Origin of the sequence: Mycobacterium intermedium (genome assembly GCF_002086275.1) — a bacterium.
GTDB classification, from domain to species: Bacteria; Actinomycetota; Actinomycetes; order Mycobacteriales; family Mycobacteriaceae; genus Mycobacterium; species Mycobacterium intermedium.
On record NZ_MVHT01000006.1, the window covers coordinates 1 to 24,130 of the forward strand.

The following is a 24,130-nucleotide window of genomic DNA, read 5'->3' on the forward strand; positions in this document are numbered from 1 at the left end:
CCCTTACCACCGGTGCCACCGGCGCCAGCGACGGCACCAACGGCGCCGGTGGCACCGGTGGTAAGGGCGGCAACGCCGGCCCGGCCGGCGCGGGTGGCCGCGGCGCCGACGGCACCTCGGTCTACCTCGATGGCGGCGCGGGCGGCGCCGGCGGTAACGGCGCCGCGGGCGGCAAGGGCGGCGCCGGCGGCGCCAACGGCAACGGTGTGGGCACCGGCACCGCCGGTGCGACCGGGACCGGCAGCAACGGCGCCAACGGCGGCGCCGGCGGCAACGGCGCGAATGGGGCGAACGGCACCAACGGCGTCAACGCCAACAACCCGCACGGCAGCGACGGCCAAGCCGGCGGCAAGGGCGGTGACGGCGGTGCCGGTGGCGCCAGCGGCGGCGCGGGCACCACCGGTGGTGCCGGCGGGGCCGGCGGTAAGGGTGGTGCCGGCGGCAAGGGCGGCAGCGGCATCGACGGCGCCAACGGCCAAGCCACCGACGGCATCGGCGGCGCCGGCGCGGCCGGTGGCAACGCCGGCAACGGCGGCGCCGGTGGCGGCGGCGGTAAGGGCGGTGCCGCAGGCGCCGCCAACGGTGGCACCGCAGGCGCAGTGGGCGCCGGCGGTGCGGGCGGCAACGGCGGCGGCGCGGGCACCGCGGGCGTCGGCGGCAGCGGCGCGGCCGGCGCGGACGGCGTCGCGAACGTCAACGGCGGCAACGGTTTCGCCGGCGGTGACGGCGGGGCCGGCGGCAAGGGCGGCAACGGCGGGGCCGGCGGCACCGGCGGAGCCAACGGGAACGGCGTCGGCACCGGCGCCCACGGCAACGGGGGCAACGCCAGCAACGGTGGCGCGGGCGGTGCGGCCGGCGCCGGCGGTGCCGGCATCACCGGCGCCAACGGCACGGCGGACCTCAACAAGTACGGCACTGGCATCGGCGGCGGCCAGGACGGCGGCAACGGCGGCAACGGCGGCAAGGGCGGCGCCGGCGGCGCCGGAGGAACCGGCGGACTCGCCGGCGGCGCCGGAGCCAGCAACGGCAGCAACGGCGCCGGCGGCGTGGGCGGCAAGGGCGGCAACGCCGGCACACCGGGTAACGGTGGCGACGGCGCGGCCGGCACCGCCAGCAACACCACCGGCGGCGCCGGCGGCAAGGGCGGCAACGCGGGTACGGCCGGCCTTGGCGGCGCGGGCGGCGCCAACGGCGGCGGCGTCAGCGCAGCAAGCGGCTCCAGCGGCAACGCGGTCACGGGCATCGCCGGCAGCGGCGGCAACGGCGGGGCCGGCTTCAACGCCACCACCCCGGGCGCCAGCGGGGGCGACGGCGGCGCAGGCGGGGCCGGCGGCAACATCGGCAACGGCGGCAACGGCGGCGCGGGCGGTAACGGCGCCGCGGGCGCGGCCGGCACCGACGGCGTCAACCCGGGTGCCAGCGGCACCGACGGCCAGGCCGGCGGTAAGGGCGGCAACGGCGGTGCCGGCGGTGCGGCCACCGGTGTGGGCACCACGTCGGGCAGCGGCGGCAAGGGCGGCGCAGGCGGTGCGGGCGGCGCCGGCGGTTCGGGCGTGAACGGCGCCAACGGCACGACGACGTCCGGTGCCGGCAACGCCGGCGGGGCAGGCGGCAACGCCGGCAACGGTGGCGCAGGCGGTGCGGGCGGCAAGGGCGGCAACGCGGGTTCCGCGGGCGCCGGTGTCACCGCGGGTAGCTCGGGCAGCGGCGGCGCCGGAGGCGCGGGCGGCGCGGCCGGCACCGCGGGCAACGGCGGCGCGGGCGCCGTCGGCGCGAACGGCGTCTCCGGTGTCAACAACGGCGCCGGGTTCAGCGGCGGAAGCGGCGGTAACGGCGGGACGGGCGGCAACGGCGGTGCCGGTGGCGGCGGTGGCGCCGCCGGCACCGGCACCGGCGGCGTCGCGGGCGCTAACGGAAACGGCGGCAAGGGCAGTGCCGGTGGCGTCGGCGGGGCCGGCGGCAACGGTGGGCTCGGCATCGCCGGGGCCGACGGGACAGCGGACTCCAACAACTACGGCACCGGCGTCGGCGGCGGCCAGCACGGCGGCAACGGCGGGGCGGGCGGCACCGGCGGCACCGGCGGGAACGGCGGCAAGGGCGGCGCGGCCGGCACCGGCGGTACCGGCGGCAGCGCGGGCTCCCACGGCAGCGGCGGGGTCGGCGGCGCCGGCGGTGCCGGGGCCGACGGCGGCGCCGGCGGCAACGGCGCGATCGGCAAGGACGGCATCATCGGCACCAACAACGGCGCCGGCCAGGCCGGTGGCGTCGGCGGCAACGGTGGCAACGGCGGCAACGGCGGCAACGGCGGTGCCGGCGGTAAGGCCACTGGCGGCACCGGCACTCAGGCCGCGAGCGGCGCCGGCGGCAACGCCGGCAATGCCGGCAACGGCGGTAACGGCGCGGCCGGCGGCAACGGCGCGGCCGGCGTGGCCGGCACCAACAACGGCGCGGGCGGCAACGCCGGCAACGGCGGCGCGGGCGGCGCCGGCGGTAACGGTGGAAACGGCGGCACCGGTTCATCGACCGGCAAGGCGGGTAACGCCGGCAGCGGCGGCAACGGCGCGGTCGGCGGCAACGGCGGACTCGGCGCCGACGGCACGGCGGACAACCCCAACGGTGGCGCCGGCGGTAACGGCGGCAACCCCGGCGACGGCGGCGCCGCAGGCAGCGTCGGCACCGGCTCGGGCAGCCCGGTCGCCGGGTCGAAGGGCAGCACGCCCACGTCCGGCGGCAACGGTGGCAACGGCGGCAAGGGCTACACCTACAGCACTCCGGGGGCCAACGGCGGCAACGGCGGAGCGGGCGGCAACGGCGGCTCGGTCGGCAACGGCGGCAACGGCGGAGCGGGCGGCAACGGTGTTGCCGGCGCGACGGGTACGGCAGGCATCCAGCCCGGTGACAGCGGCGGCGACGGCCAGGCCGGTGGCGCTGGCGGGCACGGCGGCCGCGGCGGCAACGCCGGCGCCAAGGGCGGCACCGCGGGCAACGGCGGGGCCGGTGGTTCCGGTGGCGACGGCGGCAACGGCGGCCTCGGGTTGAACGGCGCCGCCGGCCAGGTCGGCGTCGACGCGTACGGCAACGGCGTCGGTGGCGGCCAGGACGGCGGCAACGGCGGGAACGGCGGCAAGGGCGGCAACGGCGGCAACGGCGGAGCCGCCGGCACCGGCAAGGGCGGCACCGCAGGCGTCGGCGGCAAGGCCGGCAACGGCGGCGACGCGGGCACCCCGGGCGACGGCGGCGCCGGCGCTATCGGCACCGCGACCAACCCGACCGGCGGGGCCGGTGGCAACGGCGGCAACGCCGGCAAGGCTGCCGCCGGCGGCACCGGCGGCAGCGGCTCGGTGATCGGAGCCAACGGCGAGGACGGCTCCGCGCCGACCACGCCCGTCGGCAACGGCGGTAAGGGCGGCAACGGGTTCACCTCCACGGCGCCCGGCGCCAACGGTGGCGACGGCGGCGCCGGTGGCAAGGGCGGCAACTACGGCAACGGCGGCGACGGCGGCGACGGCGGAAACGGCGCGGCGGGCGCGGCGGGCGCCAACGGCGTCAGCAACGGTGAATCCGGCGGCAACGGCCAGGCCGGTGGAGCCGGCGGCAAGGGCGGCGTCGGCGGCAACGCCGGTTCGGAACTCGGTGACGGCGGCAAGGGCGGCAACGGCGGTGCCGGCGCCGACGGCGGCAAGGGCGGCGCCGGCGTGAATGGCGCCAACGGCGTGTCCGACCTCGACCTGTACGGCACCGGTGTCGGCGGCGGCCAGCACGGCGGCAACGGTGGCAACGGCGGAGTGGGTGGCAACGGCGGCGCCGGCGGCGCCGGCGGTACCGCCGGCTTGTACGGCATCTCCGGTGGCGCCGGCAACGGCGGCAACGCGGGCAACGGCGGCGCCGCGGGCACCCCGGGTAGCGGCGGCAGCGGCGCGGCGGGCACCTTCACCCACACTGCAGGCGGCGACGGCGGCAACGGCGGCAATGCCGGGACCGGCGGCGCGGGCGGCATCGGCGGCCTCGACGGACTCGGCGACCCCAGCGGCAGCAACGGCACCGCGGGGGCCGGTGTCACGGCCAACGTCGGTCACGGCGGCGCTGGCGGCGTCGGCTACAGCCAGGCACCGAACGCCACCGACGCCAACGGCAACGGCCTGGCCGGTGGCGCTGGCGGTAAGGGCGGCAACGGCGGCACAAACGGCAATGGCGGCGCCGGGGGCGCCGGCGGCAGCGGCTCCAACGGCGCGACCGGCGCCAACGGCGTGAACGCCGGCGACTCCGGTGCCAACGGCGGCAAGGGCGGCGCCGGCGGCGCAGGCGGTGCCGGTGGCGCTGGCGGCACGACCATCGGCGACGGCGGCGCCGGCGGCAAGGGCGGCCACGGCGGCAGCGGCGGAAACGGCGGCGGCGGCGTGGACGGCCACGACGGCGTCGCCAACTCCGACAAATACGGCAACGGAATCGGCGGCGGTCAGGACGGCGGCAACGGCGGGTCCGGCGGCGTCGGCGGCAACGGCGGCGCCGGCGGAGCGGGCGGCACGGCCACCAACGGCACGGCCGGCGCGGGCGCGGCCGGGGGCAACGCGGGTAACGGCGGCAACGGCGGCACCCAGGGCGACGGCGGCAACGGCGCGGCCGGCACGGCCGCCAATCCCGACGGCGGCAAGGGCGGCAAGGGCGGCAACCCGGGCACCGGCGCCAGCGGTGGCACCGGCGGCGCCGGCGGCGCGAACGGCAGCGGTTCCGGCAACGGCGGCAACGGCAGCAACGGCAGCGGCGGCAGCACCCCCACGGCCGTCGGCGGCAACGGTGGCCAGGGCGGCGACGGCTACAACGCGACCCTGCCCGGCCAAAACGGCGGCAAGGGCGGCGCCGGCGGTGACGGCGGCCTGTACGGCGACGGCGGCAAGGGCGGCAACGGCGGCAACGGCGCGGCCGGCTCGAACGGCACCAACGGTGTGAACCCCGGCGAAAGCGGCGGCACCGGCCAGACCGGCGGGCACGGCGGCGACGGCGGCGCCGGCGGCAAGAGCGGCACGCTGAACGGGCATGGCGGCGACGGGGGCCACGGTGGCAGCGGCGCCAACGGCGGTACCGGCGGCAACGGCGCGGCGGACCCGGACGGGATCGGCCCCAACGGCGGCAAGGGCGGTAACGGCGGGACCGGAGGCGCTGGCGGCAACGCCGGAGCGGGCGGCGCCGGCGGCGACGGCTTCCTCGGCGGCGGCGACGGCGGCAACGGCGGCAACTCGGGCCTCGGCGGCAGTGGCGGCACCGGAGCAGAAGGCAAGAACGGCTCGGGCAGCAACGGGGCGAGCGGCGCCGACTCCACCGCGATGACCGGCGACGGCGGCGATGGCGGCGACGCCTTCGGCACCCCAGGGGCCGGCGCGAAGGGTTACGCCGGCGGGGACGGCGGCCACGCCGGCATGTACGGCAACGGCGGCAAGGGCGGCAACGGCGGCGTCGGCGGCACCGGCGTCACGGGCACCAACGGCGGCAACGGCACCGGCGCCAACGGCGGCGTCGGCGGCGTCGGCGGCGAGGGCGGCGCGGCCGGCACCGGCGGCGACGGCGGCACCATAGCCGGCAACAGCGGCGACGGCGGCCGGGGCGGTGCTGGTGGCACCGGTGGCACCGGCGGCAACGGCGGCACCGGCGACCCGACCTTCGGCTTCAACGACGGCGCCGGCGGCAACGCGGGCAACGGCGGCACCGGCGGCAAGGGCGCCGACGGCGGCAAGGCCGGCAACGTCCTCGGCGTCGGCACCCAGGGCAACGGCGGCGCTGCCGGCAACGGCGGCAACGGCGGCGTCAGCGGCGTCGGCGGCACCGGAGCGGCGGGCACCGCCGCCCACCCGACCGGTGGTGCTGGCGGCAACGGCGCCAACCCGGGTGTCGGCGGCGAAGGCGGCAGCGGCGGCACAGGCGGCACGTCGGGCGCGAACGGCGCGAAGGGCGCCACCCCCACCACCATCGCCGGCCACGGTGGCACCGGCGGTGCGGGCTGGAACTCCAACGACCCGAGCAAGCCCGGCGGCAACGGCGGCGTCGGCGGCAACGCCGGTGACTACGGCGTCGGCGGCACCGGCGGCAAGGGCGGCAACGGCGCCAACGGCGTGACCGGCAGTGCCGGCGGCGTCGGCCAGGACGGCGGCAACGGCGGCAACGCCAGTGCCGGCGGCAACGGCGGCAACGGCGGCAAGGGCGGCAAGATCGCCGGCAACGGCGGCGACGGTGGCGCAGCAGGCCACGGCGGCGACGGCGGTACCGGCGGCAACGGCGGCGACGGCGCTCCCGCCGGCAACGGCGGCAAGGGCGGTAACGGCGGTAACGGCGCCAACGGCGGCGTCGGCGGCAACGGCGGGCAGGGCGCGCCGGGGTACGACGACGGCAACGGCGGTGCCGGCGGCAACGGCGGCAACGACGGCATCGGCGGCAACGGTGGCAACGGCGGCAACGGCACGGCGGCCAACCCCAACGGCGGCCGGGGCGGTGACGGCGGCCTGCTGGGCAGCGGCGGCAGCAAGGGCGCCGGCGGCACCGGCGTCGTCAACGGCGCCGACGGCAAGGACGGCGGCGTGCCCACCGGCAAGAGCGGCGGCAACGGTGGCAACGGCGGCAACGGCTACAGCTACAACCCCGCCACCGACCCCGGCAGGTCGGGCGGTCACGGCGGCGATGGCGGCAACGCCGGTGAGATCGGCAACGGCGGCAACGGCGGCAAGGGCGGCAACGGCACGGCCGGCACCAACGGCGTCAACGGCACCAAGACCGGCGACTCCGGAACCAGCGGCATGGCTGGTGGCTCGGGCGGCAATGGCGGCAAGGGCGGCAACAGCGGCACCATCGCCGGCAACGCCGGTAACGGCGGCGACGCCGGCAACGGTGCGGCCGGCGGCCGGGGCGGCAACGGCGTCCAGGGCAAGGCAGGCGTGGCCGGGGTCAACGGGGGCGCCGGCCACAACGGCGGTAGCGGCGGCGACGGCGGCAACGGCGGGGCCGGCGGTAACGGTGGCGCGTCCGGGTCCCTGCTCAACGGCACCGGCACCGCGGGCACCGTCGGCAAGGCCGGTAACGGCGCCGACGGCGGCAAGGCCGGCACCCCCGGTAACGGCGGGACCGGCGCGGCCGGCACCCTCGCCAACCCCGACGGCGGCAAGGGCGGCAACGGCGGCAACGCCGGAAAGGCCGGCATCGGCGGCGCGGCGGGTACCGGCTCCGGCACACCTACCTCCGGTACCAACGGCGCCTCGGTGGTCGGCCCGGCCGGTAACGGCGGTCAGGGTGGCGCGGGCTACAACCCGCTCACCCCGGGCAGGAACGGCGGCAACGGCGGTGACGGCGGCGACGGCGGCAACATCGGCAACGGCGGCAACGGCGGTGCCGGCGGCAACGGCGTGTCGGCCACGGTGGCGGGCGCCGACGGGACGAACCCCGGCGACAGCGGCGCTGCCGGCCGCGCCGGCGGCTCCGGCGGCAACGGCGGCGCCGGCGGCAAGGGCGGTGTGGACTCCGGTAACGGCGGCAACGGTGGGGCCGGCGGCAGCGGCGGCAACGGCACCAACGGCGGTAAGGGCGTGAACGGCAACGCGGGCACCGCCGACATCGACCGCTACGGCAACGGCATCGGCGGCGGCCAGAACGGCGGCAACGGCGGAGCTGGCGGCGCCGGCGGCAACGGCGGCAACGGCGGGCTCGGCGGCTCGGCCACGAACGGCACCGCGGGCGCCAACGGGGCCGGAGGCAACGGCGGCAACGGCGGCAACGCCGGGACGCCCGGCAACGGCGGCAACGGCACGGCCGGAACGGCCACCAACCCGGACGGCGGTAAGGGCGGCAACGGCGGCACCACCGCCATCGGCACGGGCGGCACCGGCGGCAGCGGCGGCGGCGTCAACGGCACCGACGGCAAGGCGTTCGCTGGTCCGGTCGGTAACGGCGGCAACGGCGGCAACGGCTACAGCCCCAGCACCGCGGGCGCCAACGGCGGCAACGGCGGAGCCGGCGGCAACGGTGGCACCTACGGCAAGGGCGGCAACGGCGGCAACGGCGGCAACGGCGCGGCCGGTACGAACGGCACCGGCGGGGTGGCCGCGGGCTCCAGCGGCACCGACGGCATGGCCGGCGGGGCCGGCGGGCATGGGGGCGCGGGCGGCGCCGGCGGCTCGATCTCCGGCGACGGCGGCAACGGCGGCACGGGCGGCAACGGCGCCAACGGCGGAGACGGCGGAGCCGGTGTGGCGGGCGCCAACGGCACCTCGAGCAGCCCCCACGGCCAGGCCGGCGGTAACGGCGGCGCCGGTGGCAACGGCGGTAACGGTGGCAACGGCGGCGCGGGTGGCACGGTGACCAACGGCGTCGCCGGCACCACCGGCAACGGCGGCAACGGCGGCAACGCCGGCAAGGCCGGAACCCCGGGCGACGGCGGGAACGGCTTCAGCAGCACCGGCACCGGCGTCAACGGTGGCAACGGCGGCAACGGCGGAAACGGCGGCAGCACGACGCTGGGCACCGGCGGAATCGGCGGCACCGGCGCCACTCCCGGCACCAACGGCGCCGACGGCGTCGCACCCGTCGGTGTCGGCAACGGCGGCACGGGCGGCAACGGCTACAGCCCGACCAACGGCACCGGCGCCAACGGCGGCAATGGCGGCACCGGCGGCAACGGCGGCAACTTCGGCAACGGCGGGGCCGGCGGCAACGGCGGCAACGGCGCTTCCGGAAAGGCCGGCACCAACGGAGTCAACCCCGGCGACAACGGCGGCAACGGCCAAGCCGGCGGCGCTGGCGGCACGGGCGGCAACGGCGGCCTGGGCGGCTCGATCTCCGGTAACGGCGGCAAGGGCGGCAACGGTGGCACCGGCGCGACCGGCGGCGCCGGCGGCAACGGCGCGGCGGGCGATGTCGACACCGCGGGCGCCGGTGGCACCGGTGGCGATGGCGGAGCCGGCGGCACCGGTGGTGCGGGCGGCAACGGCGGCAACGCCCTGGGCAAGGGCACCGGCGGCAACAGCGGCAACGGCGGTGCCGGCGGCACCGGTGGGGCACCCGGCAACGGCGGCAACGGCGCGGCGGGCGTCTCCGAGGAGACGCCGGACGGCGGCAACGGCGGCGCCGGCGGCACCGGGGGCAAGGGCGGCAACGGCGGCAACGCGGGTGCCGTCGGCACCGGGATCGACGGCAACGGCACCAGCGGCGTCGGTGGCAACGGCGGCAACGGCGGCAACGGCGCCGGCGGCAGCGGCGGCAAGGGCGGGGACGCCTTCGCCGACGCGGTCAGCGGTAACGGTGGCAACGGCGGTAACGGCCCCAACGGCGGCGACGGCGGCAACGGCGGTGCCACGGGCGGCAGCGGCGGCACCGGCGGCGGGTTCGGCGGAGGCGGTGCGGGCGGTGCCGGAGTGGGCGCCGGCAGCAACGGCACGCCCGGCGACCAGGGCAGCAAGGGCGGCAACGGCCTGGACGGCTAGGCCGCCACTGACCAGCCCCCGGCTGCAGTGAACCCCTCCGCCGCAGCCGGGGGCTGCACTGCTCAGAACTCCAGCACTGCTCAGAACTCCAGCGCGGTGAACCGCCAGTCCAGCACCTGGCGGTCGGGTTCGCCCGGGCCGCCCACCGCGTAGACCAGCGAACGCAGCCCAAGCGCACCGCCGTTGGAGGTGGCGGCGGCGGACTCCACGTGCAGTTCGCTGTAGAGCGTGTCGCCCTCGTGCACCGGTCCGGTGTGGTCGCAGGACTCCCAGCCCAGGACCGTCACCAAGTTGGGCAACAACCGGGTGGCCTGGGCGAACGCCAACGAAATGGTGTGCCCACCGTAGACCAACCGCCGCCCACCGACCCGCGAATCATGGTGCGTGGCAGCGATGTTAAGGGTCAGTCTGGCCAGTTCCGCTGCGCTGCTGACCAAGTCGGCGGTGCTGTGCAACACCGTCCCGGCGATGGATTCGGCGTGATCCGCGAAATGCGGCCCAGGTACCCGACTTCGGTAGGCCGCGGCGTCCCACTGTTCGGTCGGGTCGGTGGCCGGCGGGACGGCATCGGCACCCACGGCGGACAGGTCGTCGGCCGGCGCTGCGGCCGAATCGTCCCGCCAGTCCGGGCTCATGGGCAGCATGGCGCAGCGGTAGAAGTCGAGCACCAGCTGGTCGGCTTGATCGATGGTGGTCATCCGCAGCGCCGCCAACCCCGTCGGCGCGCGTCCGGGTTTGACCGAGTTGGCCCGCAGCCCAACCACTTCGGTCCGGGTGTAAATGGTGTCGCCGATCACCGGGAACCGGTGGAAGGTGAGGCCCCGGTAGAACAGGTTGGCCTTGACGCGCTGGGTTGCCAACGTCGACTGCCCGATGGCCACATTGCATACCAGGCTCGGATGCGCCAGCGCCGCGGGCGCACCCGTCACGGCCCCGCACAGGTCGGCGTCCAGGGCCAACCGCAGCCGGTCACCCACGATCGCCTGGTGGGCGGCCGCCAGACCGGACGACAGGGTGACCGAGGGCGCCCAGTCGAACACCTGACCGACCGAGAGGTCGTCGAAGTAGGGACCACCCTCGCGTAAGTCCGCGTACCTGTTAGCCACAAAGGCACATGCTGGCAGGCTGTCGAACTGAGGGTCAAACCGGAGGACAGCGCAAGTGAACCATGAACTGAGTGACGACGAGGCCATGTTGGTCGCGACGGTGCGGGCGTTCATCGACCGTGACGTCAAGCCGACGGTCCGCGACGTCGAGCACGCCAACACCTATCCCGAGGCGTGGATCGAGCAGATGAAGCGGATCGGCATCTACGGCCTGGCCATCCCCGAGGAATACGGCGGCTCGCCGGTGTCGATGCCGTGCTACGTGCAGGTCACCCAGGAGCTGGCCCGCGGGTGGATGAGCCTGGCCGGTGCGATGGGCGGACACACCGTGGTTGCCAAGCTGCTCACGGCCTTTGGCACCGAGGAGCAGAAGCAGCAGTATCTGCCGCCGATGGCGACCGGCGAGTTGCGGGCCACCATGGCGCTGACCGAGCCCGGCGGGGGTTCGGACCTGCAGAACATGACGACCACGGCGCTGCCGGACGATTCGGGCGGGTTGGTGATCAACGGCGCCAAAACGTGGATCAGCAACGCGCGCCGGTCCGGCTTGATTGCGTTGCTGTGCAAGACCGATCCGGCCGCGACACCGCGCCACAAGGGCATCTCGGTCGTGCTGGTCGAGCACGGACCGGGCTTGACGGTGTCGCGCGACCTGCCCAAGTTGGGTTACAAGGGCGTGGAAGCGTGCGAGCTGTCGTTCGACGACTTCCGCGCCCCAGCCTCGGCGATCCTCGGCGGCGTGCCGGGCCAAGGGTTCGCCCAGATGATGAAAGGCCTTGAGACGGGCCGTATCCAGGTGGCGGCCCGTGCCCTCGGGGTGGCAACCGCCGCCCTGGAGGACGCGCTGGCGTACGCCCAGCAACGCGAGAGTTTCGGCCAGCCGATTTGGAAACACCAAGCCGTGGGCCATTATCTGGCCGACATGGCGACCAAACTCACCGCGGCGCGCCAACTCACCCGGTATGCCGCCGAACGCTTCGACAGCGGACAGCGTTGCGACATGGAGGCCGGCATGGCCAAGCTGTTTGCGTCCGAGGTGGCGATGGAGATCGCTCTCAACGCGGTGCGGATCCACGGCGGGTACGGCTATTCCACCGAATACGACGTCGAACGCTACGTCCGCGATGCGCCACTGATGATCGTCGGCGAAGGCACCAATGAGATTCAGCGCAACGTGATCGCCGGCCAATTGGTAGCTCGCGGCGGGATTTAGCCGGGTTCAGCCGGGTTTAGTGGGGATTTGGCGGGGATCAGCCCGGCCTCGGTCAGCATTTCGGACGGCTGCCGACGAGGTCGGTGCTGTATATTTTCCGGAACTTCGGCAGCAGCGACCCAAGGGGAAGATCGCCATGAGTTATCCGTCGGATCCATATGGCGGTTCGCCGGAGTGGCAGGGGCAACCGCCCCCCCTATGGCCAACCCGCACCCTATGGCCAGCCGTCGCCCTATGGCCAGCCGTCGCCCTATGGCCAGCCGGGATACGGCCCGCAGCCGGACAACTACCTCGTCTGGGCCATCCTCGCCACCGTCCTGTGCTGCCTCCCGTTTGGCATCGTGTCGCTCGTCAAGTCCAACCAGGTTGGTTCGCTGTGGGCTCAGGGGCAATACGCCGAGGCGCAGGCCGCCTCAGCCGCCGCCAAGAAGTGGGCCATCGTCAGCGCGGTCGTGTCCGTCGTCGCCTGGATCGTCTTCATCATCGTCTACGTCGTTCTCATTGCTTGGGCGGTGAAGAATGCGCCGTCCACCGACTTCACCACGTACCGCACCTATTCGGGCTACTGAGTCGGGCCCGCCGCGACGGCATCCACCAGACCCCAGGCCAGTGCGGTTTCAGCGTCGATAGTCCTGCCGGAAAGCACGAGATACGCCGTGCGCCAACGGCCGATCCGACGGGTGACGCTGACGGTGCCGCCGGCCCCCGGGATGAGGCCCAGGCTCAGTTCCGGTAACCCGAACACCGAATTCTCGCTGGCTTCAACCCATCCGCAGAATGCGGCCATTTCCAAGCCGCTGCCCAACACCTGACCGTGCACCTCGGCGCGGCACGCCCGGCCGAGTCGTGCAGTGAGCGCGTCAAGCGACAGGGCGGGGCTGTGCCGGGTGCGGGCCAGATGAGCGCTCGCCGGGTCGGCGAGGGTGCCGAACTCGGCAAGGTCGCCCCCGCTGCAGAACGACGGCCCGTTGCCGCTCAACACGATTCCGGTGACCGACGGGTCCAATTGGGCGACGGTCAACGCTTCCAGTAGCGCCGCGCGCGCATCGGTGGAAAAAGCGTTGTGTCGCTGCGGACGGTTGAACGTGATGTGCAGTGTGTCGCCGTTGCGTTCGGCCAATACCGGGTCCGCGATGGCCGGAACCCGCGCGGGGCCACGCTCTTGGAGCCAGCGCGCGAACTCCGGTCCGGACTGCAGGGTCGAGTAGGCAAGTGATTCGGCGACCACTCCAGCCAGCGTCGCGCCGGACGGGTCGAGGGTGCGCAGCACGTCGTCGCACACCGCACTGGCGTGCGGCCAGTGCCGGCATCGCTCCTCCAACTCGGCGAGGGTCTGCGGTACCGAGTCCACGGTGACCACCCTGCGGTCGGTGCACGGCTCCTCGGTGATCGCGAAAGTCGGGTAGTCCAGCCAGGATTCATCTACCAGCGGACCGTGCGCGACCACCACCCCCGGCGGCGCCGCCGAACTCGGGTCCGGCGGCGCGTGCTGAGCCTGCGAAAGGTCGACCAGCCGCAGCATCGGTCACCCCGAATACTTCTCGATCAGCTCGTTCTTGTACAACTTGCCGGTGTCGGTGCGCGGTAGTTGGGTCTCGAACGCAATGGAGCGCGGACATTTGAAGTGCGACAGGCGGTCTCGCAGCCACGCCAGCAGCTCTTCGCCGAACGCGTCGGTGGCGTCGGCCGGGTCGACGGTCTGCACGGTGCCCATCACCCGCTGACCCATCTCGTCGTCAGGAACTCCGAATACCGCGGCGTCCAACACTTTCGGGTGGGTGACAAGCATGTTCTCGGCTTCCTGCGGGTAGATGTTCACCCCGCCGGAGATGATCATGTGGTGGCGCCGGTCGGTGAGGTAAAGATAGCCGTCCTCGTCGAGGTAGCCGACGTCACCGACGGTCACCCAGCCGCGCCGGTCACGTGACGCAGCGGTCTTGGCCGGGTCGTTGAGGTATTCGAAGGGGTATCCACCCTCGAAATAGATCTCCCCGGCCTGCCCCGGGGGAAGTTCGTTGCCGTCCTCGTCGAGGATGTGTACGGCGCCCTGCATGGGCTTGCCCACCGAGCCCGGATGCGCCAGCCAGTCCTCGGCGAAGATGAGCGTCGACCCGCTCGCTTCCGACGAGGCGTAGTACTCGTCGATGATCGGCCCCCACCAATTCATCATCTGCATCTTGATGTCCACCGGGCACGGCGCCGCCGCGTGTATCACCCGCTGCAGACTCGAGATGTCGTACGAATTGCGTACCGCTTCCGGCAGTTTGAGCATCCGCACGAACATGGCCGGCACGAATTGGCCGTGCGTCACCCGGTAGCGCTCAATGGCTTGTAGCGTCCCCTCCGGGTCGAACTTCTCCAACACCACCGTGGTGATGCCCGCGGCCTGCACGGTCATGGACCACACCGACGGCGCGGTGTGATAAAGCGGCGCAGGGCTCAGGTACACCGAGTCAGGAGTCATCCAGAATCCGACCAGGCCCGACATCATTCCCGGGGCGTCTTCCGGACGGACATGCGGCAGTTCGCGTTTGATCCCCTTGGGTCGGCCGGTGGTGCCCGACGAGTACTGCAGCAGGTCGCCCTCGAGTTCGTCCTCGATCGGGGTATCTGGCTGATCCGCAACACATTCCGGATAACGCTCCCACCCCGCCAGATCGCCGTCGGCGATCAAAAGTAGCTCCGGGAGGCCGCCGGACAACTCGTCGGCCAGCCCGGCGCACGTTTCGCGCAGCGCGGCCGACCCGATGATCCCCTTGGCGCCGCTGTTCTCGATGATGTAGGCGGCCTCGGTGGCGGTGAGATGGGTGTTGATCGGCACGTAGTACAGGCCGCTGCGGCGGGCCGCCCACATGACCGCGTGCATGTGCTCGTTGTTCTCCAACAGGATCGCAACGGCGTCGCCCTCGCGCAGGCCGTGCTGACGGAATCGGTGCGCCAGTCGATTCGCCCGCGCTTCCAGTTCGTCGAAGGTGACTACCGTGCCCGATGGGTGCAGGATGATCGCCGGCTTGCCAGCACCTACAAACTGCCGGAATTGCATGTGCCGACTGTACCTTCGGGCCGTTTTACCTCCGGCGAGACAGTGGCGCGGCGCTGTTCGCGGCGCCGCTGCGCCAGCGAGATGTAAAGATTGGCTGGTGCCTGACGTGCGCGTGGTAGTCGCCGACGACGATGTCCTGCTCCGCGAGGGTTTGTCGAGTCTGCTGCAGCGGAACGGGTTCGACGTGGTCGGGCAGGCCGGTGACGCCACCGAACTCCTCGAGCAGGTGCGGCGACTGACTCCCGATCTCGCGATCGTCGACATCCGGATGCCGCCATCGCACGACACCGAGGGGCTGGACGCGGCCCGAACCATCCGCGCCGAACGGCCCGCGACCGCCATTCTGGTGTTGTCCGCCCACGTCGACGTCGAGCATGCGATGGATCTGCTGGCCGGCGGACACTCGATCGGTTACCTGCTCAAGAGCCGAGTCACCGATGTGACTGACTTCGTCGACACCGTCGGACGCATCGCCAACGGAGCGTCGGTGATCGACCCGGCGTTGGTCCAGGAGTTGGTAACCGCGCGGCGCCGCGACGATCCGCTGGATGCGCTCAGTGCGCGGGAACGTGAGGTGTTGACGCTCATGGCCGAGGGCCTGTCCAACGCGGGCATCGGGCGCCGCCTCTGGGTCACCGAGGGCACGGTCGAGAAGCATGTGCGCAGCATCTTGACCAAGCTCAACCTGTCGGACACGGCCGACGATCACCGCCGCGTACGGGCCGTCATCATGTACCTCGACTCGCTGTAGCGGTTGGTCGCTAGACGTGGCGTACCAGCAACTCCCGGATCGCCTGGGGAGACAGTGAAATCTTTGAGACGAAGCCCAGAGCCGGACTGTCCGCGATCAAGTCCTGCAAATCCTGTTCAGAGTGCGTCGAAATAAGGATTACCGACGGCGCAGGACTGTTCGCCTGGTGCAGTGCGCGCGCCAGGTCAAAACCGCTCTCCGCACCCAGGTCGACGTCCACCAAGGTCACATCTGGCCGCAATCGTTGAAAACACTCCAACGCTTCGGCGCTGTTCGAGGCCAAGCCGACCACGTCAAAGCCCGCGCACTGCAGCATCGAGCGTGCGGCGTCGCGAAACGTCGGGCTGTCGTCCACGATCAGACAACGCAACGCGGTCGGCATGGTAACCACGCCTGCCAGATTGCCAGCTCGATCAGCTCCGGACATTCCGGCTAGCGGGAAACTTCGCCGCGCTGGCACTAATCTGCGCTCAATGAGCGAATCACTCGGGTCGGACCGCGCTGAGCAGGCGCGCCGCACCTCGTGGCGCGATCGGCTGTTGGCGACCGTGCTGCGCCCGACCGCGCGACCACTGGGTTGGGGCATTGTCGCCATGCTGGGTCTGATTGCCGGCGAAACCGCTCTGGTGTTGCTGATGAAGCGAGCGGCGCCGCAAAACTCCTACGGCGCGATATACCTGCTCGGTGTGCTGCTGGTCGCGGCCGGCTGGAACTTCGGGCTGGCCCTGGTGACCGCCCTGATCAGCACGGGGATCTACGTTTACTTCCACGTCCAGGCCGGCGACAGCGTGCTCGCCGCGACACTTTTCTTCCTGCCGCTGGCGCTGTTGGCCAGCGCGCTGGCCAGCCAGGCTCGCCTGCAAGCGGCGGAATCCGAAGAGCGTCGTCGCGAGGCTGCCGCCCTGGCCCGCCAACAGGCGGCGCTGCGCCGCGTGGCCACGCTCGTCGCTCGAGGCGCCGAGCCCGGTGACGTCTACCCCGTCGCGGTAACCGAATTGGCCCGAGGCCTGCATGTGGAGCATGTGACGCTCGTGGAATTCACCGCCGACGGCGGTGCTGTGGTGCTCGCCTCGTATGACATCGACGAGACCAAACTTCGAGTCGGCGAACACCTTTCGCTTGATGGCGACAGCGTGGCAGCGCGGGTCCGCACGACGGGCGCGCCGGCGCGAATCGCCGACTATCGAACGATGCAGGGCCCCTTGGCGGATCGGCTACGAAACTTGGGCGTCACATCGGGCGTCGGCAGTCCCGTCACCGTCGCCGGCACGACGCGTGGAGCGATGATCGTCGCTTCGGTGCGCGCCGATGCCCTGCCGCAGGAAACCGAAACGCGCATTTGTGATTTCGCCGATCTGGTGGCCACCGCCATCGGTAATGCGGAAACGCGCGCCGAGGTGCAGGCCTCCCGGGCTCGCATCGTCGCTGCGGCCGACCAGGCTCGGCGCTCGATCGAACGCGACCTGCACGACGGTGCGCAGCAGCGCGTCGTCTCGCTGGGGTTGGGGCTGCGAGCGTTGGAAGCCTCACTCTCCGACCAGGATCCCGCCGTATGCCGGCAATTGGACAACCTCATCAACGGAATGTCGGACCTGTACACCGAGCTGCAGGAGCTGTCCCGGGGCATCCACCCGGCAATCCTGTCCAAAGGGGGGTTAGGTCCGGCACTCAAGACACTGGCTCGTCGCTCGCCGGTGCCGGTACGTCTCGAACATTCCATCGACCGTCGGCTGCCCGAACCGGTAGAAGCCGCCGCGTACTACGTGGTCGCCGAGGCATTGACCAACGCCGCCAAACACGCACGCGCATCGGGCGTGACGGTGCGCGTGCTCCTCCAGGGCGCTGACCTGACGCTCGAGGTCACCGACGACGGGGTGGGTGGGGCCGTCTCCGGTGCCGGTAGCGGACTGGTCGGACTCCGGGACAGGGTCGAGGCGGTATCCGGCCGATTCGAGATTTCCAGCACCCCCGGCCAGGGCACCACCGTAGCGGCGCGCCTACCGGCGACTCCGGTCCAGTAGCCATACCACCTGGGACTCGGTCGCGGATTCCTGCTAGCCGGTAACCGCGCGTCCTGTTTTCTTCCATTCAGGTTGGCCGTTGGCAGCGATGCCGCAACGCGCGGAGCCGACGAAAGTCTCACGCAGCGGGCACATCCGCTCACCCCACCAGTGAGAAAGGTTCCAGCCGATGTCCAACACGGTCAAGACGGTGCACGATGTCACCTACGAGCTGCTGCGCACATTGGGATTGACCACGGTGTTCGGCAATCCGGGGTCAACCGAGCAGTCCTTCCTGCGGGACTTCCCGGACGATTTCACCTACGTGCTCGCGCTGCAGGAGGCGTCAGTGCTGGCCATCGCCGACGGGTTCGCCCAGGCGACCGGCAAGCCGGCTCTGGTCAATCTGCACACCGCGGCGGGCACCGGCAACGCGATGGGATCGTTGGTGGCCGCGTACAAGGCGAACACCCCGATGATCGTCACGGCAGGACAGCAGACCCGCGAAATGCTGTTGACCGACCCGTATTTGGCGAACCGGGAGGAGACAGTTCTGCCGCAACCGTGGGTCAAGTGGGCCTACCAACCGGCGCGGGCGCAGGATGTGCCGGCCGCGTTCATGCAGGCCTACGCGGTGGCCATGCAGCCGCCGCGCGGACCTGTGTTCCTGTCCATCCCGCTCGACGACTGGGACCAGCCGGCGCTGGGACCCGCGGTCGTCCGCGAGGTCACCGGCCGCGTCGCCCCCGACGCCGATCGGCTACGCGCCTTCGCCGAACGGATCAGTCGAGCCCAGCGACCCCTGCTGGTGCTTGGCCCGGAGGTCGACCGCGATGACGCCTGGGACGCCGGGATCGCGTTCGCCGAGAAGCTCAAGGCTCCGGTGTTCGGCAGCGCCCTGCCCGACCGAGTGTCGTTCCCCGAGGACCACCCGCTGTCGATGGGACCGCTTCCGATGACCATCGCCGGGGTGAATGAGACCGTCCGCGGCCATGACCTCGTCATCGTGATCGGCGCGGCGGTGTTCCGGTACTACCCCTACGTTCCCGGTGACTACCTGCCCGAGGGCACCGAGCTGCTACACATCACTTCCGATCCACACCTGTCGTCCGTGGCCCCGGTGGGCGACAGCCTGATCGGCTCCGTCCGCACCGCGCTCGAACAACTTGTCGACATGATCGAGGTGCCCGCTGATCGAAAGGCACCAGAGCCACACCCGCGGCCGGTCAACACGACCGTGGAGCCGGCGACGGCGCCCCTGACCGCCGATCAGGTGTATCACGTGATCAGTCAGGTCAAGCCCGACGATGCGGCGTTGGTCAACGAGTCCACGTCGACGCTGGCCGAGCAGCTCAAATGGCTGCCTACCACGCACCCGCGCAGCTTCTTCGCCACCGGCAGCGGCGGCATCGGGTGGGGCGTGCCGGCCGCGGTCGGCATCGCACTCGGCGACCGAGCACGCGGAGTCGATCGCCATGTGGTGGCCACCATCGGCGACGGATCCTTCCAATACTCGGTCCAAGCCATCTACACCGCTGCTCAGCACAAGCTGCCGGTCATCTTCGTGGTGCTCCGCAACGGCGAGTACGCCATCCTGAAATCGTTCGCCGAATTGGAGAACACGCCCGGCGTCCCCGGCCTGGACCTTCCCGGGCTCGACATCGCCTCGCTGGGAGCGGGTTTCGGCCTGCACTCGGTCACCGTTGACAGCACCGACGCGCTCGCGGCCGAATTCAAGACCGCACTCAACTCGGAGGGTCCCACCGTCATCGTCGTGCACACCCAGCCAGAGCAGCCCTTCCTGGGCTGATCAGCAGCAACCGGGCGACCGCAGTCGCTGCACACACGCGAAAGCCCCCATTTCCGGTGCGTGAAACCGCACGGTCAGGAATGGGGGCTTTTGCGTCTGTTCGCGGGTTACTCGGCCTCGTCCAAGCGGTGCTTCAAGGCCTCGAACTCGTCCTTGATGCCGGTCGGCAACTTCTCGCCGACGAACTCGAGCCACTCCTCGATCAGCGGCAGTTCTTGACGCCACTCCTCGACGTTGACCTCCAGCGCGGCGGCCACGTCGGCGGCGTCGACATCCAGGCCCTCGAGGTCCAGGTCCTCGGCGGAGGGAACGGTGCCGATCGGGGTGGTCCGGCCGCCGGTCCGGTTCTCGATGCGGTCGACGATCCACTTCAGTACCCGGCTGTTCTCGCCGAAGCCCGGCCACAGGAAGCGGCCGTCTTCGCCGCGGCGGAACCAGTTGACGAAGAACACCTTCGGCAGCTTGGACTCGTCGGCGTTCTTGCCCAGGTTGATCCAGTGCTGGAAGTAGTCGCCCACGTTGTAGCCGAGGAACGGCAGCATGGCCATCGGGTCGCGGCGCACGTTGCCGACCTTGCCCTCGGCCGCGGCGGTCTGCTCGCTGCCCAGGGTGGCGCCGATGAACACGCCGTGCTGCCAGTCGCGGGCCTCGGTGACCAGCGGGACCGTGGTCTTGCGGCGGCCGCCGAACAGGATGCCCGAAATCGGCACGCCCTCCGGGTCGTCCCACTCGGGCGCGAGGATCGGGCACTGCGACATCGGGGTGCAGTACCGCGAGTTGGGGTGCGCCGCAGTGGTTTCCGTCTCGCGGAAGTACCAGTCGTTGCCCTTCCAGTCGATCAGGTGCTGCGGGTCGCCTTCCAGGCCCTCCCACCACACGTCGCCGTCGTCGGTCAGCGCCACGTTGGTGAAGACGGTGTTGCCGGCGGCGATGGTCCGCATGGCGTTGGGGTTGGACTTCCAGTTGGTGCCCGGCGCCACCCCGAAGAAGCCGAACTCCGGGTTGACCGCGTACAAACGGCCGTCCTTGCCGAACCGCATCCAGGCGATGTCGTCACCGAGCGTCTCGGCGCGCCAGCCCGGGATGGTCGGCTGCAGCATCGCAAGGTTGGTCTTGCCGCACGCCGACGGGAACGCCGCGGCGAAGTAGTACGCCTTGTTCTCCGGCGAGATCAGCTTGAGGATCAGCATGTGCTCGGCCAGCCAGCCCTCGTCGTGGGCCATCGCCGACGCGATCCGCAGTGAGTAGCACTTCTTACCCAGCAGCGCGTTGCCGCCGTAGCCGGAGCCGTAGCTCCAGATCTCGCGGGTCTCCGGGAAGTGGGTGATGTACTTGGTCTCGTTGCACGGCCACGGAACGTCCTTCTGACCGGGCTCGAGGGGGGCGCCCACCGAGTGCAGCGCCTTGACGAAGAAGCCGTCGTCGCCCAACTTGTCCAGCGCGGCCTTGCCCATCCGGGTCATGGTGCGCATCGAAACGACGACGTACTCGGAGTCGGTGATCTCCACGCCGAGCTTGGGGTCCTCGGCGCCCAGCGGGCCCATGCAGAACGGCACCACGTACATGGTGCGGCCGCGCATGCTGCCGCGGTAAAGGTCGGTCAGGATGCCCCGCATCTCGTTGGGGTCCATCCAGTTGTTGGTCGGGCCGGCATCGATCTCGCGCTCGGAGCAGATGAAGGTCCGGGACTCCACCCGGGCGACGTCGGACGGGTCGGACAGGGCCAGGAAGGAGTTGTGATGTTTCTCGGGGTTCAACCGCTTGAACGTGCCCGCCTCGACCAGCTGGTCGGTCAGACGCTTGAACTCTTCGTCGGAGCCGTCGGTGAACACCACCCGGTCGGGCTGCGTGAGCTCGGCGACCTCCTGTACCCAGGACAACAGTCCCTGGTGTTTCGTCGGCGCGTTGTCCAACCCGGGGATGGTCGCTGAGGTCATCGAACTCTCCTGAAATCTGTAGCGAAGTAATGGCCAGTTATCGGTTTGTCAGTTTTCGTGCGCAGCCGCCAGCAACAGTTAGCGCTTTTATACAGGTTATCGCGCATCACTTGTCGCCGAAGCTGCGGAGGGGTATAAGACTGCTCACAAGACCGATTCAGAAGGTCCCCCGCCGGGTGATTTCTCGCCTGAACCACCCCTTGCGCCCGGTCCGGCCACTCCTTGGCCACCGGTGGGCGTATCCGGTTCTCCCAGTTCTGCGCGTACCGCGTCCAGCGCGGCCCAGATCGTCGGCATCTCCCGGTCGCGCATCGCCGCGGCCCGAGCGGCGGCGATAGCGTGCTCCCGCAATTCGGCGTCGATCACGCTCACCCGGGCCGCGACTCGGGCGTTCTCGACCTCGTCGCCGGCACTGATCTCGGTGTTGAGCAATGAGTCGGCCAACACCACCCGGGTGACGGCCAACTGGTCGGTCGCCGACCTCAGCGCGGCGATCACCTCCTCGATCCAGCGCGCCAAGACGGCACGGTCGGCCAGCAAAGCCCGGGTGCGCACCACCACGAGGGTCAGTGCCAGGCCGATCACCACGCAGGCCGCGATCCCTGCCCCCACCGCAGCGGGGGCAAAGCGAGGTGCCAGACCGGCGACGACGCGACTCAGCGTCAGCGCCACACCCAGCCCGAACCCGACACCCAGCAGCAACATCAGCCGGTTCTCCAGCCGCCGCGATTTCAGCGGCGGGGCGGCGAACTCCACGGTGGGGGGCGGCTCGGCGGGGGGTACCTGCCCCGGCGCCCCCAATGTCTCGGCGACCTCGGCCAGTTGAGCGTCGACACCCTCGGCAACCTCGGCGACCACCTGTTGGACCCGGTCGCGGGTGTACGCCTCGAATCCGGCGACCTGCTTTCGGGACAGGCCCGCGATGTCTTGCTGCAGCTCGCTGCGCAGCGAAGCGCAGCGGTTGCGGGCAAAGTGGGTCAGCTGCGCGCGGGCCCGCTGGATGTGACCCCGGAGCGCGATCGTGGTTTCCGACCGCGCCTCGCGGCGTCGCCGCAGCGCCGAGCCGCGTTCCTCACGCAGGGCGTCCACCCTTGCCTGCCGGCCCGCGCCCGCCACCTCGCGGTCGAATCGCCGCGTCACCGCCTGCAGCCGAGATTCCCACGCCCGCAACCTGTTTCGCCGCGCCAGATCCGAATCGGCGAGCTGGCCCCGAACGGTGGAAACCAACTCGTCCAGCTGCGGCTCACCCAACTCGGGGGCGGCGGCCGCCCCCACCCACGGCACCAGCCGATAACGCGGTGCATGCGCGGCCAGCCGTTCGCGATTGACCGCCAGCACCTCACGCCAGTGTTGGTGCACGTCGATCTTGGACACCACACAAACCACCGCATCGGTGTTCGCCGCGGCGGCGTCAAGCAACCTGCAGTCGGATTCGGTGATCGGCGCCGCAGCGGAAACGACGAAAATCACGGCCGTCGGCGCATCGCCGAGAGCCAAGTCCGACGACTCGACGACGCCTTGCGGCAACCGCTCGCGCAATGCGATGACCACGCCGGTCACTCCCGCCAGCCAGGGACCGGTCACCAGGACCACCCCCCGGCGGTTGATGGTGGGCACACCCAGCCGTGGACCGATCGCCGCCACCATCGCGTCGACCCGTGCAGTGGGGTCGTCGCGGGAGGGGCCGATCACCATGCCTTCCCCGACACCATCCCCCCTCCTTTTCGGGACCAAAGACGTAGAGCTCCTCTGGAGATATCGGTACCGCACGCGCGGTGCAGCTCGTTCACCGACTCCCTGCTGTAGCGCTGCCACCGCACCGCCCGCCCCAATGGTTCGTCCGGCCCGAGCTCCAACCCGCAGGCGTGCACCACGTCCGCCGCCGCAGCCATGCGGGCCAGCACGGCCTCATCCGAGCGCAGGAAGTCGCCGATCTCCGGTTGGGTGACGGCCAGCGCCTCGAGTTCCCGGACGGCTTCAAGCACCCGCCGATAACGCACCTCGGCCCCGGCGGCTCTGATCCTGGCGGTGACGCCGTCCACGCCGCTGACCCGACGCAACAAGGCGCGCACCTCGGCCTGGCCGGCACCGCGCCGCAGCGCCGCCACGACGAGCGCGATGCCGAACACGTCCAACGAGTCCAGCAATCGCTGCCGCACCTCGGTAGCGACCGGGAGATCCGCCGCCAGGAATCCGGCGAAGGATCGGTCGAGGCAGGCGCCGCCGTCGGGGTGCGCGGCCAGTGCCCGCAGCGCCGCCCAGCACGCGTCGTCCAAGTCGTCGAACGCGGCAACGGCGAGCAACCCGATCAGCGGTGCTACCGGCAACCCCGCCCGCTCGGCCAGCTGCTCGCACCGGGCCCGCGCCGCGCCAAGCGGTCCGGTTGGGCAACCGAATCCGGTCAGATCCGCCTTGTTCAACAGCACCAGCACCGGCGGACGAGCCGTCAGCGCATCGTGGTCCTCGGGCTTCAGAACTTCGGCGACGACATAGACCTCTATTTCGACCTCTATTTCGGCCCGCATTTCGGCCCGGCGACAAATGCCAGCAGGCTCCGCCTCGCCGCGCGAGACCACGACGCCGTCCAACCAACCCTGCAAGGCACGCACGGCCGTGCGGCAGCCCACACCTCGACGTCCGCGAACGGCAACACGGACAGGTTCCCCGGCCCGCTCCGCGATTGCCCGCACCCGTGGATCAGCGACTCTGGCCGATAATCGTGCCAGTTCATCGGAGAAAATCGGCTGCCCCCTTGTCCCCCGGCCTGCATTCCCCCGATGCTTCCCTGATGGTGGCATTCCCCTCGTCGATG

At 71.9% G+C, this 24,130-nt stretch carries 13 protein-coding genes; 6 read left to right on the forward strand and 7 right to left on the reverse strand.

The annotated features are described in order from the left end of the window. The coding region (locus tag BST27_RS34420) for a hypothetical protein (protein ID WP_170062265.1) at positions 1–9,458 on the forward strand (9,458 nt) is incomplete at its 5' end. Positions 9,459–9,538: 80 nt separating this feature from the next. On the opposite strand, the gene BST27_RS03455 is transcribed toward BST27_RS34420, so the two are convergent. Continuing rightward, positions 9,539–10,564, reverse strand: a complete 1,026-nt coding sequence (locus BST27_RS03455; protein WP_069421466.1) for a MaoC family dehydratase — start codon at positions 10,562–10,564, stop codon at positions 9,539–9,541. A 67-nt stretch (positions 10,565–10,631) separates the two neighbouring features. Here BST27_RS03455 and BST27_RS03460 point away from each other — a divergent pair, with 67 nt between their 5' ends. After that, a complete protein-coding gene (locus tag BST27_RS03460) occupies positions 10,632–11,777 on the forward strand; it encodes an acyl-CoA dehydrogenase family protein (RefSeq protein ID WP_069421473.1) in 1,146 nt (381 codons plus the stop codon). 158 nt (positions 11,778–11,935) lie between these two features. Next, complete coding sequence (locus BST27_RS03465; protein WP_232007403.1) at positions 11,936–12,346, forward strand: CD225/dispanin family protein; 411 nt, start codon at positions 11,936–11,938, stop codon at positions 12,344–12,346. Here BST27_RS03465 and BST27_RS03470 read toward each other — a convergent pair. After that, positions 12,340–13,299, reverse strand: coding sequence for an enoyl-CoA hydratase/isomerase family protein (locus BST27_RS03470; protein WP_069421465.1), 960 nt, complete (start codon positions 13,297–13,299; stop codon positions 12,340–12,342). The two genes, BST27_RS03465 and BST27_RS03470, sit on opposite strands and share 7 nt — an antisense overlap. Before the next feature lie 3 nt (positions 13,300–13,302). Then, positions 13,303–14,820 (reverse strand): fatty-acid--CoA ligase FadD4, encoded by a 1,518-nt coding sequence (fadD4, locus tag BST27_RS03475; RefSeq protein WP_069421464.1) that lies wholly within the window; start codon positions 14,818–14,820, stop codon positions 13,303–13,305. 97 nt (positions 14,821–14,917) lie between these two features. Between fadD4 and BST27_RS03480 the strand changes: the two genes are divergently transcribed. Beyond that, positions 14,918–15,571: a response regulator gene (locus tag BST27_RS03480; RefSeq protein ID WP_069421463.1), complete on the forward strand. Its 654-nt coding sequence runs from the start codon at positions 14,918–14,920 to the stop codon at positions 15,569–15,571. A 10-nt stretch (positions 15,572–15,581) separates the two neighbouring features. On the opposite strand, the gene BST27_RS03485 is transcribed toward BST27_RS03480, so the two are convergent. Continuing rightward, complete coding sequence (locus BST27_RS03485) at positions 15,582–15,953, reverse strand: response regulator transcription factor (RefSeq protein WP_139805003.1); 372 nt, start codon at positions 15,951–15,953, stop codon at positions 15,582–15,584. A gap of 91 nt (positions 15,954–16,044) precedes the next feature. On the opposite strand from BST27_RS03485, the gene BST27_RS03490 reads away from it, so the two are divergent. Together BST27_RS03490 and mdlC are read left to right on the forward strand one after the other, a co-directional pair. Beyond that, on the forward strand, positions 16,045–17,592 hold the full coding sequence (locus BST27_RS03490; protein WP_069421462.1) for a sensor histidine kinase: 1,548 nt from the start codon (positions 16,045–16,047) through the stop codon (positions 17,590–17,592). 169 nt (positions 17,593–17,761) lie between these two features. Beyond that, the gene (gene mdlC, locus BST27_RS03495) at positions 17,762–19,381 is read left to right on the forward strand and encodes a benzoylformate decarboxylase (RefSeq protein ID WP_069421461.1); all 1,620 of its coding nucleotides are present in this window, start codon (positions 17,762–17,764) and stop codon (positions 19,379–19,381) included. A 107-nt stretch (positions 19,382–19,488) separates the two neighbouring features. On the opposite strand, the gene BST27_RS03500 is transcribed toward mdlC, so the two are convergent. From BST27_RS03500 to BST27_RS03510, 3 genes are all read right to left on the reverse strand, one after another. Continuing rightward, positions 19,489–21,318, reverse strand: coding sequence for a phosphoenolpyruvate carboxykinase (GTP) (locus BST27_RS03500; RefSeq protein WP_069421460.1), 1,830 nt, complete (start codon positions 21,316–21,318; stop codon positions 19,489–19,491). A gap of 144 nt (positions 21,319–21,462) precedes the next feature. Next, the gene (locus tag BST27_RS03505) at positions 21,463–23,010 is read right to left on the reverse strand and encodes a hypothetical protein (RefSeq protein ID WP_232007404.1); all 1,548 of its coding nucleotides are present in this window, start codon (positions 23,008–23,010) and stop codon (positions 21,463–21,465) included. Then, on the reverse strand, positions 23,007–24,116 hold the full coding sequence (locus BST27_RS03510; protein ID WP_069421458.1) for a hypothetical protein: 1,110 nt from the start codon (positions 24,114–24,116) through the stop codon (positions 23,007–23,009). Before BST27_RS03510 ends, BST27_RS03505 begins: the two co-directional genes overlap by 4 nt. Positions 24,117–24,130: the final 14 nt, after the last annotated feature.